The organism is Rummeliibacillus pycnus, from assembly GCF_002884495.1.
Taxonomy (GTDB): domain Bacteria; phylum Bacillota; class Bacilli; order Bacillales_A; family Planococcaceae; genus Rummeliibacillus; species Rummeliibacillus pycnus.
The window spans coordinates 3717844-3735699 of the sequence record NZ_KZ614145.1; the positions used below are offsets into that span (position 1 = coordinate 3717844).

Here is a 17856-nt window from a genome sequence, read left to right on the forward strand (position 1 = left end):
TAAAAAGCAGTTCATCCTCTTTTTAAGGGGGCGAGCTGCTTTTTGTTAATTTTTATCAAGTGGATGTTCTTCTTTGATAAGACGCCAGATATAATTTGCAATTTCTCGTGCTTCAGAAGCATGAGTTGTTTTTGTAAAAGATTTACGAAAAGGTGTTAGAAGTGCTTCAATGATCAATAATTTAGGGTCTGTTTGTTGCAATTCTTTTAGAATAAAATTAGCATATTCAATTCCCGATTTGGAATCATTCTTTGATAGACCTTCAATAAAACCTTTTAGTTGTTGAATGATCATGTTTTTATCCACAACGATATGTTCAACACTATTTTTTATATAGTGAATGGTTTCAACGCCAATTAAAACTTCTTTTGTTTCTAACATACGGGGGATAATGGCATCGATATTTCTAAGTGCCATTTTGACAACAGATTCAGGGTCTACACAACGATCCTCAGCTACTAGTAATGTTCGTATAGTGTGTTGAATCATTGCGATTACTTGAACAGCACATTCGTAGCTCATAATACTAATTTCTTCACCATAGACTTCAACTAACCGAGTAGAGAGCCAATCAAGTTCTTGTAAATGATGCTTCATGACGACCTTTTTAACACCAATGTCTCTTGAATGGTAAATCGATTCAAAGATTTGCAAAAGGTTTTGTTCACGATTAATTTGCATGAGGACAGCTATTTGTTTTGCAAGGATATTAATATCTTTTGGATCTTGACCAAAAATAAGTTCATGTCTACGATTGCTAGCATCTTCTCGACTCTCCTGCAAAATAGCAATTAAACATTCGTTTTTCGAAGTGAAGTAATTATAGAAAGTTCCCTTAGAGATTTTTGCCTCATGGATAATATCCATTATAGAGGTTTCATGGAAGCCCTTTTCAATAAATAAACTACGTGCAACGTCGAGTACTTTTCTTTTACGCGTATTCATAAGTTCACCTTTTCACATTGTTTATACCATTATTCTATAGGAAAAACGCTTTCAAATCAACGTTCTAAGTTTGGTGACATTTTTTTGTTGAAAAAATTAGACCGTCAGTATAAAATATAAATCATCACAAAATACAAGAATATAAATAGAAAGAGTGAGGGGAAATAATGGACTTACAGAAAAAACCACCTTATGGCATGATTGCGATCCTGTTTATAGGTGCTTTTGTTTCTTTTTTAAATAATACGTTGATGAACGTAGCTTTACCAACGATTATGAAAGATTTTGATATAACCTATTCACAGGTACAATGGTTAACAACAGGGTATATGCTCGTAAGTGGTGTCTTAATACCGGCATCAGCTTTTTTTGTTGTAAGATTTAAAAACCGCAATTTGTTTATTACAGCAATGTCAATCTTTACAATCGGTACAATTTTGGCAGCTCTTGCTCCAAACTTTGGCGTACTGATTACTGCACGTATGATACAAGCAGCTGGTTCAGCAGCCATTTCTCCATTATTGATGAATGTTATGCTTACAAGCTTCCCAATCGAGAAACGTGGTACAGCAATGGGGATGTTTGGTCTTGTAATGATTGCAGCACCTGCTATTGGACCAACATTGTCTGGTTATATTGTAGAACACCACGATTGGCGTATGTTATTCGAAATGATTATTCCATTTGCCGTACTTAGTCTATTATTTGGTATTTGGAAATTACAAAATGTCATGGAAACTCGTAAAGTTTCACTAGATTACTTGTCATTAGTACTTTCAACAATAGGCTTTGGTGGCCTATTATATGGTTTTAGTGTAGCTGGGGATAAAGGTTGGAGTAGTCCATGGGTATACGGCACAATTGTTGTAGGTGCAATCTCTCTCATCATTTTCATTATTAAACAATTGAAAATGGAAGAACCATTACTAGATATTAGTATATATAAATATCCAATGTTCGCATTAGCTTCTGTTATTTCTATTGTGGTTTCAGTAGCGATGTTCTCAGGCATGATTCTAACACCTGCATATGTTCAAAATGTGAGACATATTTCTCCTTTCCACGCGGGTTTGATGATGTTACCAGGTGCTCTTGTTATGGCAATTATGTCACCAATTACTGGTAAATTATTCGATAAATTTGGTCCACGTGTTTTAGCGTTTATTGGTTTAACTATTATGACGGTTTCTACGTATTTCTTAACAAAATTAAAAATGGATTCAAGTTATGCGTACATTATTTCTGTCTATACTGTTCGTATGTTGGGGATGTCAATGGTTATGATGCCAATCATGACGAATGGTTTAAACCAACTACCAATGAAGAAAAATCCACATGGTACAGCAATTAATAATACAGCACAACAAGTGTCTGGTGCTATTGGAACTGCGATTCTTGTAACAATAATGGATAATCATATTAAAACTAGAGCGACTGAATTAGCAGCTGAAGCAAAAGCAAAAGCAGTTAAAGCAGCAAAAGCAGCAGCAGAAGCTGGTCAAGCGCCTTCTTCACCAACAGCAGAACAAATGGCACAATTAAAAGCACATATCATTCAAACTTCGTTGTTAGACGGTATTAACTATACGTTTATGGTCGCTACAGGTATTTCAGCTGTAGCCCTAATACTTTCTCTGTTCCTTAAACGTGTTAAAGTAAATAAAGAAGCACAAGTGCAAAAATAATGAAATCACAAAAAAGCTCTCGACAGTATTTTGTCGAGAGCTTTTTCAATTTGTATTAGTTAAATTGAGATGGTTGGTGAGAAGATGTACTTGTAGTCGCTTCACCAAAACAATTTGTCATTGTCGCCATATCTTGAGGGGACAGCTGTGGAACTTGGTAGTAGCCTTTTCTGTTTTGGTAAATTGACACTTCGTATGCCATTTCAATGCAGTTTGGAATCGAGTCGGCTAAAACACGACGTACAACGGGATTTGTTGTTTCCAATGCTGTAGCTAGTTTAACTGTAGCCATCTCTTTGTGGATTCCAAGAAGAAATCCTGAAATAATTTCATCACTAATCTCGCTAGCTTGTGTAATTGGTTTCGTCGGTTGGCCCGCTTTTACACCATAAGTGAATTTGTTGTTTTCCTTCATTTCATAATGCCCAGTAGGACGAGAAGGATCACGTCCTGTTTTAAAACACTCCACCAATGTATTGTACTCATCTACGCTGAATTTGTACTGGCGGTCTAAAATATCGCGCAGTTCGGTATCTTGGATTTGATCGCGTAATAATACGCATTGATTTAATCCACCAACAATTGTGGATAGCGTTTCGTGCATATCCATTACTTCATGACCACCATGATTGAACTTAGCTGAGTCCACATGATACATTGGATTGTTATTCATCTGATTTTGTGATTGTTGTTGAGTCAAAATAGTACCTCCTTATTTAAGTTAAGCGCTTATGTCACGCAGAAATAGTATGGACTATGACTTCACTTCAATACATCTAAAATAAAATTTTCGAATAACGATTTAAAATGTTTTTGGGGACCAAAAAGTTTTATGGACTTAAGTTATCTGTTTCATGGATTGGAATGCTTATTTCGTGAATAGCTGCACGATGCATTTTTACTAAGAAATTGAAGCCAATCTTCTAGTGGAAAGCAAAGTTATTACTTAGTAATCATTCGTATTTTTAAGATGAAAATCAGTTTATGAAATGGATTCATTTAAACAATTAATAATTATTTTTGATTTGTTAATAATTTGTTTATCTTTTTTTATGAATCCGTTAAGAAATGCTTTTTATAATAAATAATACATAAAGGGAATAACAAAATAGGTCATTAATAGACAAAACGAAATTGACATTCTAACTGAGGTGCAAAAAGTGAAGAAAATAACATTCATTCTCCCAGCGTTTAACGAGGAAGAAAATATTGAAAGATTATATAAATCAATTGTAGGTGAGTTTAACACAATAGATTATATATATGAAATATTACTAGTAAATGATGGGAGTACAGATCGAACATTAGAAAAAATAAAAGAAATAGCCACTCATGATAAGCAAGTAAAGTATGTTTCGTTTTCTCGTAATTTCGGAAAAGAGGCCGCAATTTATGCGGGATTACAAAACGCAACAGGAGATGCAGTTATATTAATGGATAGTGATTTACAACATCCTGCATCATTAGTACAAGAAATGATTAAAGGATATGAACAAGGTTACCATCAAGTGGTAGCATGTCGAAATCGAAAAGGAGAATCTAAAATTCATCGTCTTTTGACAGGTATATTTTACTCTTCCGTAAACAAGTTAAGTGAAGTGCAACTAGAAAATGGTGCTGGAGATTTTCGTTTGTTAAGTCGTAAAGCGGTTGATTCCTTATTACAATTAAGTGAAAATAATCGTTTTTCAAAAGGTTTGTATGAATGGATTGGTTTGTCCAAAAAAACATTCCATTATGACAACGTAGAACGTCAATTTGGGGAAAGTAAGTGGTCTTTTTCAGATTTGTTTTCGTATGCATTGGATGGAATATTATCATTTAATACAAAGCCACTCCGAGCTTGTTTATATATAGGTGTTTTTATATTGTTTTGTGGATTATTGTATATTGCAACAACATTCGTTGGAATTGTTACTAAAGGAATAACAGTGCCTGGATATTTTACGACAATTTCAGCGGTTCTTTTACTAGGTGGTATACAACTTCTAAGTTTGGGGATTATTGGTGAATATATTGGACGTATCTATAATGAAGCAAAACACCGTCCTCACTATATTGTTGAAGAATCGAATATGCAAAGTCCATCTAAAAAAGTACCACGCGATGTATCACCAGAAGATATTAGAATGATCTTCACCAAAAATGGAATTTCGTATAGAACAAAAGAGGAACAACGATGAATAAGGAATTGTTTAAATTTATAATAGTGGGTGGTATCAATACTGCACACTATTATGCGTGGTATGTACTGTTCTACTCAATATACCATATAAATTATTTACCTAGTCATATTATAGCGACAGTTTTAAGTATGATCGGCTCCTATTTTCTCAATGTATTTTTTACATATAAAGAAAAACCTTCATGGAAGTCGTTTTTACTATTTCCACTTACACAAATTACAAATACTATTGTGCAATTACTTTGCCTCGTACTATTTGTTAACATGTTGCATATGTCAGCATATCTCGCACCGATTGCAACAGCTATCGTGAGTGTACCGATTACATTTATTGTCACTAGGAGGGTAATTCGTGTTTCAAAACCAATCTAGATGGAAAGAAAGAGGCTTACTTATAGGAAGTATGCTCCTTATTTCAATCATGGCACATAGCTTTTTTATTGGGCAACAGCCGAATGGATTGCTGATGAAAGGCGTTAACGATGGTCTGTCACAAATGTTGCCTTTCAAGCAATTCATTTATAAAAACTATGCTCAAGGAAACTTCTTTTATGCAGATAATTTTGGAATCGGTGGAGGTATTTTTTCTCAACTAGCTTATTATTTCTCCACAAATATCTTCTTTTTAATAATCGCATCATTGTTATTTATAGTGGAATCTATGACAAAGTATCAAGTGAATTTAAATACTTGGGTACAACTCATTTTGCCTATGAGTATTTTAAAACAAACTTCCATCTTACTTGTTGCGTACCATTATTTTAAAACGATGAAGTTATCCAAAAAAGCTGCGTATGTTGGAGCGATTATTTATGGATTAAGTCCCTTGTTTTATCGCCATGAAATGTATTGGGATATCTTAACAGATGCAATGTTTTGGCTTGTTTTATTATTAATAGGTATTGAGAAAATTATACGAAAAGAATCATCAACTACATTCGTAGTTGCGGTTGCGCTTATTTTTATCAATAATTTCTATTTAGCTTATGTGAATTTACTAATTGGTTTCTTTTATATAATCGTTCGTTTTTTCGTTCATTGTTCACAGCATGAACTTTCAGTAAAAAAACAATTAAAACGTTACGTAAGTGGTGGATTGTTAGGATTAGGAATTGGATGTTTTGCATTTATACCAGCGGCTATTGGTTTCCTACATAACTCTCGTCCGCCATATAAAGACGCAATCCCATTAATAGATCTTCAAGATAATATTGTATCTAATCCACGAATTCTTTGGTTACCTGTCTTTATAGTGGTAGTGTTATGTATGAAAAAGTTATACCAAAACCAACCATTTCGATTCTTTGCCATTATTGCAATTGGTGGGACTGTTTTGCACTTTATCCCCCATGTAGGCAGCATGTTTAATGGTTTTTCAGCTCCGCAAAACCGTTGGGAAGCAATTGTCGTTTTAGGCTATGCTGGTGCATTTGCAGTTGCAGTGGATCATGTTCAATATTGGGAAGTAAGACAAGTTAAAAGAATATCCGGTATGTTTTTATTATTCATGATCATCATTAGTATGATTGACCCAACCTTTAAGTGGGGAAAAGAAAGTATTATTTTTGTTATGACGGCTCTATGGATGATTGGAATTAGCTATCTATTTGCAAAGCGAAAATCTCAAAATACCGTTATCTTACTAGTAGTAATTTTTGTGCTAGGGTATGCCAATGTGTTTCAAGCAATTCGTTTAACCGAAGTAGAGCAGAATTCATATGCTTCAACAAAACAATTCATGGAATCAGATAATTATAATGCACCTGAACAAAATCGTTTAATTCAATATATGAAACGTCATTTATCAAGCGATCGTTCAAGAATCGATTGGATGGTAGAAGATCGAAATAACACACCAATTGTGCAAAACTTTAAAGGGATAAGCGTTTATTCAAGTGTGTTGAATGGTGATATTCTCAATATGTATCAAAAAGACCTCCAAATTGATATGGAGAGGGAAAGTGTTAGTAGATATGCAACTATGGGAGCGAGAACAAACTTAATGTCTTTATGGCAATCACAGTTTTATATGCGAAAGAATACAAATCTATCGATTCCTTATCATTATCATTTGGTGAAACGTTCTCCAAATTATAATGTCTACGAGAATAAAGCATTATTACCTGCTTTTCGTGTAACGAATACTTTATTTTCAGCGAAAGACCTGGAAAGTCAACCTGTATTGGCGAAAGAACATGCAATGCTACGAGGCGTCATAACGGAGGATACGCAGAATACAAAAGTATCAAAAGTACCTGAGACACCTATTAAAAAAATACGTACAGTTCATGCAAATTGGAATGGTGATATTTTAGATGTAAGGAAGGATAACGGAGGAATAGATCTCCACATAACACCTTCTCCTAATACAAAAGATCTCTATGTTAATTTCTATATAGAAGGTATTCATAAAAAGGAAACATTTACGCTTAATGTCAATGAAGACCAAACGACTCGTAAAAAGTCAGACTCTATCTATCGAACAGGGTACAATGACTTAACATTTGCCGTTAATCGAGCAAATCTCGTCCATATTCGCTTAGCAAAAGGAAAGTATCGTTTAAATAAACTTCATGTTTATGAAGAAAGCTACGCTACACTTGCCGATGCATTAAAAAACAGTAAGCGTGCAGCTATCAAATGGCAAAATAATCATGCGAATGGAGTCGTAAATGCAACTAAACCTCATCAAATGTTAGTAACACCAATTCCTTATGAAAAAGGTTGGGTAGCACATATTAATGGAAAGAAAGTAGCGATAGAAAAAGTAAACTATGCGTTTATTGGTATTCCATTAACAAACGGGGGAAATAGAGTTGAACTAGATTATCAACCACCTTATTGGACAATCTGTTTGTGGATCTCGTTTATTTCACTTGTACTCTTTATATATGGAGAGTATCGACAACGAAAGAGAATAAACCTATAAGGAAATTGGGCTGTGTGAAAGCTTGAAAGGAAAGTAGTGTGTAAATAAGTCACAGCTAGTGGCGATACAGACTTCAACAAGGAGATTAAAGCTAAAAAAGCATTTGGGGGAGACGTAAAATGAAAATAAATAAAGTGATTTTCCAATCCAATACGCTTATGGTATTACTCCCCTTAATGTTATTGTTTATAGTGGGTGGGACACTCGTTAGTATTTTTAACAAAGATTATATTGATAATCGAATCGATAAAGTGCAATTAAATAAGAATGTCTATGAAATACAGACTATATTTAATAACATGAAGACTACCAATCCAGATTGGCAAGGAATTAGTAGAGAATTTTCGAAGTATGGATATCATTTATACGTAGCAAAGGACCAAAACATTATCTATTCCAATTTAAAAAACAATGAATCTGAATATATTGAAGGATTACGTAAAGTAAAAAAAGGACAATTAAATGCAGTATATCATTGGGATTACGCAACGATTGTTCGTAAAGGATTTGATGTGAATGGGCGTCATTATGATTTGATCTCCATCAATATTAAGAAAAAATCATTCTGGACCATTCTCGACCATGGTGGATTGGAAACAATATTTGGAATGTATTTTATTATTGGGTTAGTTGCGATGATGATTATTATTGTTATTAGTCAAATGTTTACAAAACGTTTGGTGAAGAAAGTAACAGAACCCATCAACCATCTAATAGAAGCAGAAAAACGTATTGAGGCAGGTAATCTTCGAGAACCCATCGTCTACGAAGGGATTGAAGAGTTTGAATTACTATGTGGCACGTTTAACCAAATGCAAAGTCATTTACTAGAAGAAAGAGAACGCAATGAAAAATATAAAAAGGCTAGAACTGACATGATTTCTGGGATTTCACATGATTTGCGTACCCCGTTAACTTCTGTAAAAGGTTATATTAAAGGCTTATTAGATGGAGTTGCGAAAACACCAGAAAAGCAACATCAATATCTAACTATTGCCTATAACAAAGCAGGTGATATGGATGTGTTACTTCAACGGCTTTTTGATTTTTCGAATTTAGAAACTGGTAATATGCCCTTTGTTAAGAAAACACTAGCTTTTGATTTATTTCTAGAGCAATTTGTTGATGAAATTCGTGATGATCTTGCAAACAAACAAGTTAAATTGGCATTTTTCTCAACAAAAGAAGAACATAATGTCGAAATCGATACGGTATTAATTAAACGTGTGCTAATTAATATCATTGAAAACAGTCTAAAATATGCAGAAAGTGAACAGTTGAAAATTACTGTGACTTTATCAAAAATCAATCGTTTAGAAGTACTTGAAATCAAAGATAATGGTAAAGGGGTAGATGAAGGTAAGTTGTCACGTCTATTCGAACAATTCTATCGTGGTGATGAATCACGTAATAGCCAAAACGAAGGAAATGGACTAGGATTATATACATCCAAATATATTATCGAAGAACATGGTGGTACAATTTCAGCTGCAAATCAGGATGGGCTGAATATCATTATTACATTGCCAACTATTTATTAATTGAGGGAAGACTATGTATAAAATATTAATTGCAGAAGATGATAGCGAAATTGCAATGTTAGAACAAGATTATCTAGAAATTGATGGATTTGAAACGCGGATCATTCAGGATGGTAATTCTGTACACCAATTACTAAATCAAGAACATTTTGATTTATTGATTCTAGATATTATGCTTCCCGGAAAGAATGGTTATGAACTTTGCAAAGAAATACGTGCTGAATCAGATGTACCCATTCTAATGGTGACAGCCAAGACAGAATCAATTGATAAAATTAGAGGGTTAGGACTTGGGGCAGATGATTACATTTCAAAACCATTTGATCCTGCAGAACTTGTAGCACGCGTAAAAGCTCACATCGCTCGTTATGAAAGATTAGTTCATCATAATAATGAGAAAACAGATAACATCATCCAAATTGGACACATCAAGATATTGAAAAAAAGTTGGAAAGTATTTGTGAACAATGAGGAAGTAAAGTTTCCTAATAAGGAATTTGAAGTACTTGTCTTCTTGGCAGAAAATGCAAATATCGTCTTTTCTAAAGAGCAAATCTTTGAGAAAATTTGGGGATACGGCTATATAGGGGATAGTTCAACTGTGACAGTACACATTAATCGAATACGTGAAAAAATTGAAGAAGATAGTAATAATCCTAAGATTATTGAAACAGTATGGGGAGCTGGCTATCGTTTGAATTTAATTTGAGATTAGTCTGTTGTACCAATTATTAATCGTTACGCCTCGTTATTACTTTAGGTATCAATCGAGTATTTTTGTTTATAATATATAAAAAATATAAAAGAGAGGAACATCATAATTATGGAAATTACATATTATAGCAGACCAAATTGTGGGCTTTGCGAAGATGGTAAACGTATGCTGAATTTGGTACGTGAAGATATTCCTTTTCAGATTAAAGAACTGAACATTGAAGAGGATGATGCACTCCATGAAAAATATATGTTGATGATTCCTGTTGTTGAAAAAAATGGGCAGATTATTCAGTATGGTGTCCTGGATTATATAACTTTGTTAGAAGGAATTGGAGAAGAATAGAATAGGTTATCATGTCTATTCTTCTCGTTTCATGGTGAATTTAAGTTGCATATGATGACATGAAATTGTATACTCAAATCAGGAAGTATATTTTTTTGCAGTAAGTGGGACATAATAATTTTCAGTGGGATAAAATACATCCCACAAGTGAGAAGGAGAGTTAAAAGACATGACAACATTATCTGAAGCTCAATTGAAAATAATGCCTGAAATGTCTGAGCTTCTTCATACTCGATATCGTTTTTTACAAATGATCGAAATGTTGGGTCCCATCGGAAGAAGGGGGCTTGCAGATAATCTTTCTGTAGCAGAAAGAGAAGTACGTAAGGAAACTGATTTGCTACGTGAGCAAGGGTTGATCATAGCTAGTCGATCTGGTATGAGAATTTCTAATTTAGGATTGGAAGTATTAGAAGTGTTAAAGCCTCTCGTGTATGAATGGTCAGGGATTTCTACAATGGAAAAACAGCTAATTCGGAAGCTTGGTATCCAAAAAGTGATCATAGTAGATGGAAATCTTGATGAAGTTCCTTCTATTAAATCATTGTTAGGGTTGGAAGCGGCAAAACAATTAGAATTAGTAGCAAAGCAGAGCAAAATCGTCGCTGTAACAGGTGGAAGTACATTAGCTGCCATTGCAGATAGTCTTACTCCTTCAGAAGAGTTAACAGATTTAAACTTTATTGCTGCCAGAGGTGGTATGGGAGTTGAGATGAGACTACAAGCAAACACCATTGCTGCAACATTTGCAGGAAACACTGGTAATGCATATCGTACTTTGTACTTACCAGAACATTTAAGCGAGACAGCTTATAATGCACTTGTTGAAGAACCAATCGTAAAAGAAATGCTTTCTCTATATGATCAAACAGATATCGTCATTCATGGTATTGGCTTAGCACTTGAAATGGCAGTAAGACGTGAATCAAGTGAAGAGGAAAAACAAGCTTTAATCGATAAAGGGGCTGTCAGTGAGGCCTTTGGCTATTATTTTGATGAACATGGAAAGGTAGTACAAAGAATTCGTACTGTAGGAATCCAATTAGAACAAGTAAATAGATGTAAAAGTATTATTGCTGTTGCAGGTGGGAAGAATAAGGCTAAAGCCATTTTGTCTTACTTTAAACAAGGAGCAAAGCAATCTGTATTAATTACAGATTCAGCTGCTGCTGAAGAAATGCTTCTCTTACTATAAAGTGAAATTTTTATCAGTGGATCTTCAAACCGCTGATGGTTAGTTGAATTATTTCTTTCTCAATCTTGAAGTTAGTGTTTTACAACCCGAATATTTGAGATCAACTCATTAAATGGAGGAATAGATTATGACTTTAAAATTAGCGATTAATGGATTTGGACGTATTGGACGATTAGTTTTCCGTACAGCGATCAAACGTCAAGATATTGAAATTGTAGCGGTAAATGATTTAACTGACGCAGCAATGCTTGCTCATCTTTTAAAATATGATTCAGTTCACGGCGCTTTTGATGCAGAAGTAACATCTGAAGGTGAATACCTTGTAGTAGATGGCAAAAATGTTCGTGTCTATGCTGAAACAGATCCTGCAAAACTTCCTTGGGGAGAATTAGACGTTGATATTGTAGTAGAATCTACAGGTCGCTTTACGAACTATGAAGATGCACATAAACACGTAGAAGCAGGCGCTAAAAAAGTAATCGTATCTGCTCCAGGCAAAAACATGCCAACTTATGTAATGGGTGTTAACAACGAACAATATGATGCAGCAAATGATGTAGTTGTATCAAATGCTTCTTGTACAACAAACTGCCTATCTCCAGTAGCAAAAGTATTGGATGAACAATTTGGCATTAAACGAGGTATGATGACAACTGTTCACTCATACACAAATGACCAAAAAATATTAGACCTTCCACATAAGGATTACCGCCGTGCTCGTGCAGCTGCGCAATCAATGATTCCAACTACTACAGGTGCTGCTGTTGCAGTCGCAAAAGTTTTACCACAACTGAAAGGTAAACTTGATGGAATGGCTATTCGCGTGCCAACACCAAATGTATCACTAGTAGACTTAGTTGTAGAATTGGAAAAAGACGTAACGCCAGAAAAAGTAAACGCGGCTTTAAAAGAAGCATCAGAAAATCAATTAAAAGGTATTCTAGCATATTCTGAATTACCATTAGTATCAATCGATTATAACGGTAATAGATCTTCATCTACAGTAGATAGTCTCTCTACAATGGTTCTTGAAGGAAATCTTGTAAAAGTATTAGCTTGGTATGATAATGAATCTGGTTATTCTACTCGCGTCGTTGATTTAGCTGAATACATGGCAAAACAAGGTTTGTAATTCAAAAACAATAGCCATAAAGTAAACATATGTATATAATGGATTAGGGTAAAAAGGAGAAGCATTTTTTGTACTTCTCCTTTTTTTATGAAATAAGTAAGCGCTTCATTCATTTCTGAAAATATTCGAAATAACTTGAAACGTTTGAAGAAGCTCTATTTGTTCATCATAATATGATTAAAGTTATATGCTTATTTCATCATAATTGAAAAGGCTATAGATAATTGGAGGAAGCACGATTATGTATCAAAAAAAGACAATGAATGATATTGAAGTGAAAGGAAAACGCGTATTTGTACGTGTGGATTTCAATGTACCAATGGAAGATGGCAAAATTACCGATGACACTCGTATTCGAGCAGCGCTTCCTACAATCTCTTATTTAGTAGAAAAAGGGGCAAAAGTAATTTTAGCTAGCCATCTAGGACGTCCAAAAGGTGAAGTAAAAGAAGAACTACGCTTAACAGCTGTTGGTGAACGTCTTTCAGAACTTATGGGTAAACCTGTCACAAAACTAGATGAATCTATCGGTGAAACAGTGGAACAAGCTGTAGGAAACATGAACGATGGTGATATTGTTCTATTAGAAAACGTTCGCTTCCATAAAGGTGAAGAAAAGAACGATCCTGCACTTGCTGAAAGCTTCGCAAAATTAGCAGACGTTTATGTCAATGATGCATTTGGTGCGGCACATCGTGCACATGCCACAACAGCAGGAATTGCAGAATTTTTACCAGCAGTTTCTGGTCTTTTAATGGAAAAAGAAATTGATGTTTTAGGTAAAGCATTATCAAATCCAGAACGCCCATTCACTGCTATTATCGGTGGTGCAAAGGTTAAAGATAAAATCGGTGTAATTGAAAATCTTCTAGAAAAAGTAGATCACTTAATCATTGGTGGTGGTTTATCTTATACATTCTCAAAAGCACAAGGTTATGATATCGGTAAATCATTATTAGAAGAAGATAAAATCGAATTAGCGAAAACATTTATCGAAAAAGCAGCTGAAAAAGGCGTTCAATTACATATGCCAGTGGATGCTGTGGTAGCAAACGAATTTTCAAAAGATGCAGAAACAAAAGTTGTTGATATTGATCAAATTCCAAGCGATTGGATGGGACTAGATATCGGACCAAAAACAGCAGCAGAATATGCAAATGTTATTAAAAGCTCAAAATTAGTCATTTGGAATGGACCTATGGGTGTATTTGAAATGGATCCTTTTGCAAATGGTACAAAAGTAGTTGCTAAAGCAGTAGCAGAAACAAAAGGATATACAATTATTGGTGGTGGCGATTCAGCAGCTGCAGTGGAAAAATTCAATGTAGCTGACAAAATGGATCACATCTCAACTGGTGGCGGTGCCTCTCTTGAATTTATGGAAGGTAAAGAGTTACCAGGAGTTGTCGCATTAAACGATAAATAATACTTACTATACGGAGGTTGTTCACAATGCGTAAACCAATTATTGCAGGTAACTGGAAGATGTATAAAACGTTATCTGAAGCAATTGATTTTGTAGATGCAGTTAAATCATCTGTTCCGGTAGCAGATCAAGTAGACGCAGTTATTTGTGCACCAGCACTGTTTTTACCTTCACTTGTAAATCAAGCAGAAGGTACAGATCTAGCAATTGGTGCTCAAACGATGCATTATGAAAACGAAGGGGCATTTACTGGTGAAATCAGCCCAGTTCAATTAGAAGATATCAAAGTCCAATATGTTATTTTAGGGCATTCAGAACGTCGCCAATACGATAACGAAACAGATGAAGGCGTAAATAAAAAAGCACATGCTGCATTTGCTCATCATTTAACACCAATTATCTGTGTAGGTGAAACATTAGAAGAACGTGAAGCAAGTAATACTGTTGTAAAAGTTTCTTCTCAAGTAGGCGCGGCACTAAAAGGTTTGACTGCTGAACAAGTTGCGAAAACCGTTATTGCATATGAACCAATTTGGGCAATTGGTACAGGTAAAACGGCAACTGCTCAAGATGCCAACGAAGTATGTGCTGCAATTCGTAAAACTGTACAAGAAGTAGCAGGCGAAGTGGCTGCAGAAATGATTCGTATTCAATATGGTGGTAGTGTTAAACCGGAAAACGTAGTAGAATTACTATCAATGGAGCATATTGATGGTGCTCTAGTTGGTGGAGCAAGTTTAAAACCAGAATCATACTTAAAATTATTGGAGGCCGGGGCAAATGCCTAATAAACCAGTAGCATTAATTATTTTAGATGGTTTAGGCTTACGCGACGAAATATTCGGTAATGCAGTAGCGCAAGCGAAGAAACCAAATTTGGACCGTTATTGGAATTCTTTTCCGCATAACACATTAACAGCATCAGGTGAAGCAGTAGGACTTCCAGCGGGACAAATGGGGAATTCAGAAGTTGGACACCTTAATATTGGTGCTGGACGTATTGTCTATCAAAGCTTAACAAGAATTCACAAGGCTATTAAAGACGGTGATTTCTTTACAAACAAAGCATTATTAGATGCAGTTCAACACGCTAAACAAAATCATTCAAAACTACACATCATGGGGCTATTATCAGACGGTGGTGTTCATAGTCATTATGAGCATTTATTTGCCTTACTGAAATTAGCAAAAGACCAAGGATTAGAAGAAGTATATGTTCATGGTTTCCTTGATGGACGTGATGTAGGTCCAAAAACAGCTGTAGGGTATATCGAAGAAACAGAACGACAAATGACTGAAATTGGTGTAGGTCAATTTGCTTCTATTAGTGGTCGTTATTACGCAATGGACCGAGATAACCGCTGGGATCGTGAAGAAAAAGTTTATAAAGTATTAGTAGATGCACAAGGTATTGAGGCATCTTCAGCAATAGAAGGTGTAGAAGCATCTTATGCAAATGATGTTACAGATGAATTTGTTATACCATTTGTGATTAAAAAAGATGGCAAACCAGTTGCTACAATTCAATCAAATGATGCGGTGATTTTCTTTAACTTCCGACCAGACCGTGCGATTGAATTATCAACAGCTTTTACAAATCCAACATTCGATGGTTTTACACTTAGTGAAAATCATCCACAAAACTTGAAATTTATTTGTTTTAAGAAATATAGTGATAAGGTAATCGGTGAGATTGCTTTCCATGATGACGATTTAAAAAATACCATCGGTGAAGTATTATCAAACAATAATCTTCGTCAACTACGTATTGCAGAAACTGAAAAATACCCTCATGTTACTTTCTTCATGAGTGGTGGTCGTGAAGAAACATTCCCAGGAGAAGAACGTATTCTGATTAATTCTCCGAAAGTCGCAACATATGATTTAAAACCTGAAATGAGTGCTTACGAAGTAACAGATGCACTTGTTGAAGCCATCGAAGCAGATCGTTTTGACGGCATTATCTTAAACTTCGCAAATCCTGATATGGTTGGTCATAGTGGTATGCTTGAACCAACTGTTAAAGCCATCGAAGCAGTAGATGAATGTTTAGGTAGAGTAGTAGATGCACTTCTTGCAAAAGGTGGAGCAGCAATTATTACTGCGGACCATGGTAATTCCGATGAAGTGGTAACACTTGAAGGACAACCAATGACAGCTCATACAACAAATCCAGTCCCTGTTATTATCACAAAAGAAAATATTGTGGTGAGAAATGGAGGAATTTTAGCCGATTTGGCCCCTACCATGTTAAAATTATTAGGAGTGGAACAACCACTTGAAATGACTGGAAAACCATTATTTTAAACTGAGGAGAGTTAAACAATGCCAATTATTACAGACGTACAAGCCCGTGAAGTATTAGATTCACGCGGTAACCCAACAGTAGAAGTAGAAGTATTCACAGAATCAGGTGCTTTTGGACGTGCAATCGTTCCTTCTGGTGCATCTACTGGGGAATATGAAGCAGTAGAATTGCGCGATGGAGACAAAGCTCGCTACCTTGGAAAAGGTGTTTTAAAAGCAGTTGATAATGTTAACAATGTCATTGCTCCTGAACTAATCGGAAACTATTCAGTACTTGATCAAGTATCAGTCGATAAAATGATGATTGAATTAGATGGTACAGAAAACAAAGGTAAACTAGGTGCTAATGCAATTCTAGGTGTATCTCTAGCAGTTGCTCGTGCAGGTGCTGACTACCTTGACTTACCACTTTACCAATACATTGGTGGTATTAATGCGAAACAACTCCCTGTTCCAATGATGAACATCTTAAACGGCGGTGAACACGCTGACAATAACGTAGATATTCAAGAATTCATGGTAATGCCTGTAGGCGCAGAATCATTCCGCCACGCATTACGTATGGGTGCTGAAATTTTCCACTCATTAAAAGCAGTTCTTAAAGAGTCTGGTCACAACACTGCAGTAGGTGATGAAGGTGGTTTTGCACCAAACTTAACTTCTAACGAAGAAGCACTTTCTACAATTGTGACTGCAATTGAACGCGCAGGCTACAAACCAGGTGAAGAAGTAATGCTAGCAATGGACGTAGCATCTTCTGAACTATATTCAGATGAAGACGGAAAATACCACTTAGATGGTGAAGGCGTTGCAAAAACTTCTGAAGAAATGGTTGCTTGGTATGAAGAACTGACTTCTAAATATCCAATCATCTCAATTGAAGATGGTCTTGATGAAAATGACTGGGAAGGCCATAAAATGCTGACTGAACGTATCGGTAACCGTGTACAATTAGTTGGTGATGATTTATTCGTAACAAATACGAAAAAATTATCTCGCGGTATCGAAGAAGGCGTTGGCAATGCTATTCTAGTCAAAGTTAACCAAATCGGTACTTTAACAGAAACATTAGATGCTATCGAAATGGCAAAACGCGCTGGCTACACAGCAATCATCTCTCACCGTTCTGGTGAATCAGAAGATACAACAATTGCAGATATCGCAGTTGCGACAAATGCTGGTCAAATCAAAACTGGTGCACCATCTCGTACAGACCGTGTTGCTAAATACAACCAATTACTTCGTATCGAAGATCAATTATCTGCAACAGCTCAATTTAATGGTATTCAATCTTTCTACAACATTAATCGATAAGAGAGAGTTGTAAATATACTAAAGACGCTATCTTCCACAAAATACAATGGGAGATGGCGTCTTTTTCTACATAAGTAAAAGTAGGAACTACAGTTTTTAAAGCAAAGTCGATATTGTATCTTTTTTACTTTTTTATC

The 17856-nt window shown here is 35.3% G+C and carries 15 protein-coding genes; 13 read left to right on the top strand and 2 right to left on the bottom strand.

What is annotated here, in order from left to right:
- Nucleotides 1-45 precede the first annotated feature (45 nt).
- Nucleotides 46-945 (bottom strand): TetR/AcrR family transcriptional regulator, encoded by a 900-nt coding sequence (locus tag CEF14_RS18190; RefSeq protein ID WP_102694127.1) that lies wholly within the window; start codon nucleotides 943-945, stop codon nucleotides 46-48.
- Nucleotides 946-1112: 167 nt separating this feature from the next.
- Between CEF14_RS18190 and CEF14_RS18195 the strand changes: the two genes are divergently transcribed.
- The gene (locus tag CEF14_RS18195) at nucleotides 1113-2630 is read left to right on the top strand and encodes a DHA2 family efflux MFS transporter permease subunit (protein WP_102694128.1); all 1518 of its coding nucleotides are present in this window, start codon (nucleotides 1113-1115) and stop codon (nucleotides 2628-2630) included.
- Between the two features lie 55 nt (nucleotides 2631-2685).
- Here the strand turns inward: CEF14_RS18195 and CEF14_RS18200 are convergent, their stop codons facing one another.
- Nucleotides 2686-3303: a spore coat protein gene (locus tag CEF14_RS18200; RefSeq protein ID WP_102694461.1), complete on the bottom strand. Its 618-nt coding sequence runs from the start codon at nucleotides 3301-3303 to the stop codon at nucleotides 2686-2688.
- A 487-nt stretch (nucleotides 3304-3790) separates the two neighbouring features.
- Between CEF14_RS18200 and CEF14_RS18205 the strand changes: the two genes are divergently transcribed.
- The 12 genes from CEF14_RS18205 to eno all read left to right on the top strand — a co-directional run bounded on the left by CEF14_RS18205 (nucleotide 3791) and on the right by eno (nucleotide 17719).
- On the top strand, nucleotides 3791-4813 hold the full coding sequence (locus tag CEF14_RS18205) for a glycosyltransferase family 2 protein (RefSeq protein WP_102694129.1): 1023 nt from the start codon (nucleotides 3791-3793) through the stop codon (nucleotides 4811-4813).
- Entirely contained in the window at nucleotides 4810-5187 is a 378-nt protein-coding gene (locus CEF14_RS18210; protein WP_102694130.1) for a GtrA family protein, read from the top strand. Before CEF14_RS18205 ends, CEF14_RS18210 begins: the two co-directional genes overlap by 4 nt.
- Nucleotides 5168-7744 (top strand): YfhO family protein, encoded by a 2577-nt coding sequence (locus CEF14_RS18215; protein WP_102694131.1) that lies wholly within the window; start codon nucleotides 5168-5170, stop codon nucleotides 7742-7744. The genes CEF14_RS18210 and CEF14_RS18215 overlap by 20 nt, the downstream gene beginning before the upstream one ends.
- Nucleotides 7745-7863: 119 nt before the next feature.
- Nucleotides 7864-9285, top strand: a complete 1422-nt coding sequence (locus CEF14_RS18220; RefSeq protein WP_102694132.1) for a HAMP domain-containing sensor histidine kinase — start codon at nucleotides 7864-7866, stop codon at nucleotides 9283-9285.
- Between the two features lie 13 nt (nucleotides 9286-9298).
- A complete protein-coding gene (locus tag CEF14_RS18225) occupies nucleotides 9299-9994 on the top strand; it encodes a response regulator transcription factor (protein WP_102694133.1) in 696 nt (231 codons plus the stop codon).
- Between the two features lie 114 nt (nucleotides 9995-10108).
- Nucleotides 10109-10345 carry a glutaredoxin family protein gene (locus CEF14_RS18230; RefSeq protein ID WP_102694134.1) on the top strand — a complete coding sequence of 79 codons (237 nt, stop codon included), beginning with the start codon at nucleotides 10109-10111 and terminating at the stop codon, nucleotides 10343-10345.
- Between the two features lie 169 nt (nucleotides 10346-10514).
- A complete protein-coding gene (locus CEF14_RS18235; protein ID WP_102694135.1) occupies nucleotides 10515-11540 on the top strand; it encodes a sugar-binding transcriptional regulator in 1026 nt (341 codons plus the stop codon).
- A gap of 127 nt (nucleotides 11541-11667) precedes the next feature.
- Nucleotides 11668-12672, top strand: a complete 1005-nt coding sequence (gene gap, locus CEF14_RS18240; protein WP_102694136.1) for a type I glyceraldehyde-3-phosphate dehydrogenase — start codon at nucleotides 11668-11670, stop codon at nucleotides 12670-12672.
- A gap of 241 nt (nucleotides 12673-12913) precedes the next feature.
- On the top strand, nucleotides 12914-14098 hold the full coding sequence (locus CEF14_RS18245; RefSeq protein ID WP_102694137.1) for a phosphoglycerate kinase: 1185 nt from the start codon (nucleotides 12914-12916) through the stop codon (nucleotides 14096-14098).
- A gap of 26 nt (nucleotides 14099-14124) precedes the next feature.
- The gene (gene tpiA / locus CEF14_RS18250) at nucleotides 14125-14886 is read left to right on the top strand and encodes a triose-phosphate isomerase (RefSeq protein ID WP_102694138.1); all 762 of its coding nucleotides are present in this window, start codon (nucleotides 14125-14127) and stop codon (nucleotides 14884-14886) included.
- Nucleotides 14879-16405 (top strand): 2,3-bisphosphoglycerate-independent phosphoglycerate mutase, encoded by a 1527-nt coding sequence (gene gpmI, locus CEF14_RS18255; protein ID WP_102694139.1) that lies wholly within the window; start codon nucleotides 14879-14881, stop codon nucleotides 16403-16405. Before tpiA ends, gpmI begins: the two co-directional genes overlap by 8 nt.
- 18 nt (nucleotides 16406-16423) lie before the next feature.
- Entirely contained in the window at nucleotides 16424-17719 is a 1296-nt protein-coding gene (eno, locus tag CEF14_RS18260) for a phosphopyruvate hydratase (RefSeq protein ID WP_102694140.1), read from the top strand.
- Nucleotides 17720-17856: the final 137 nt, after the last annotated feature.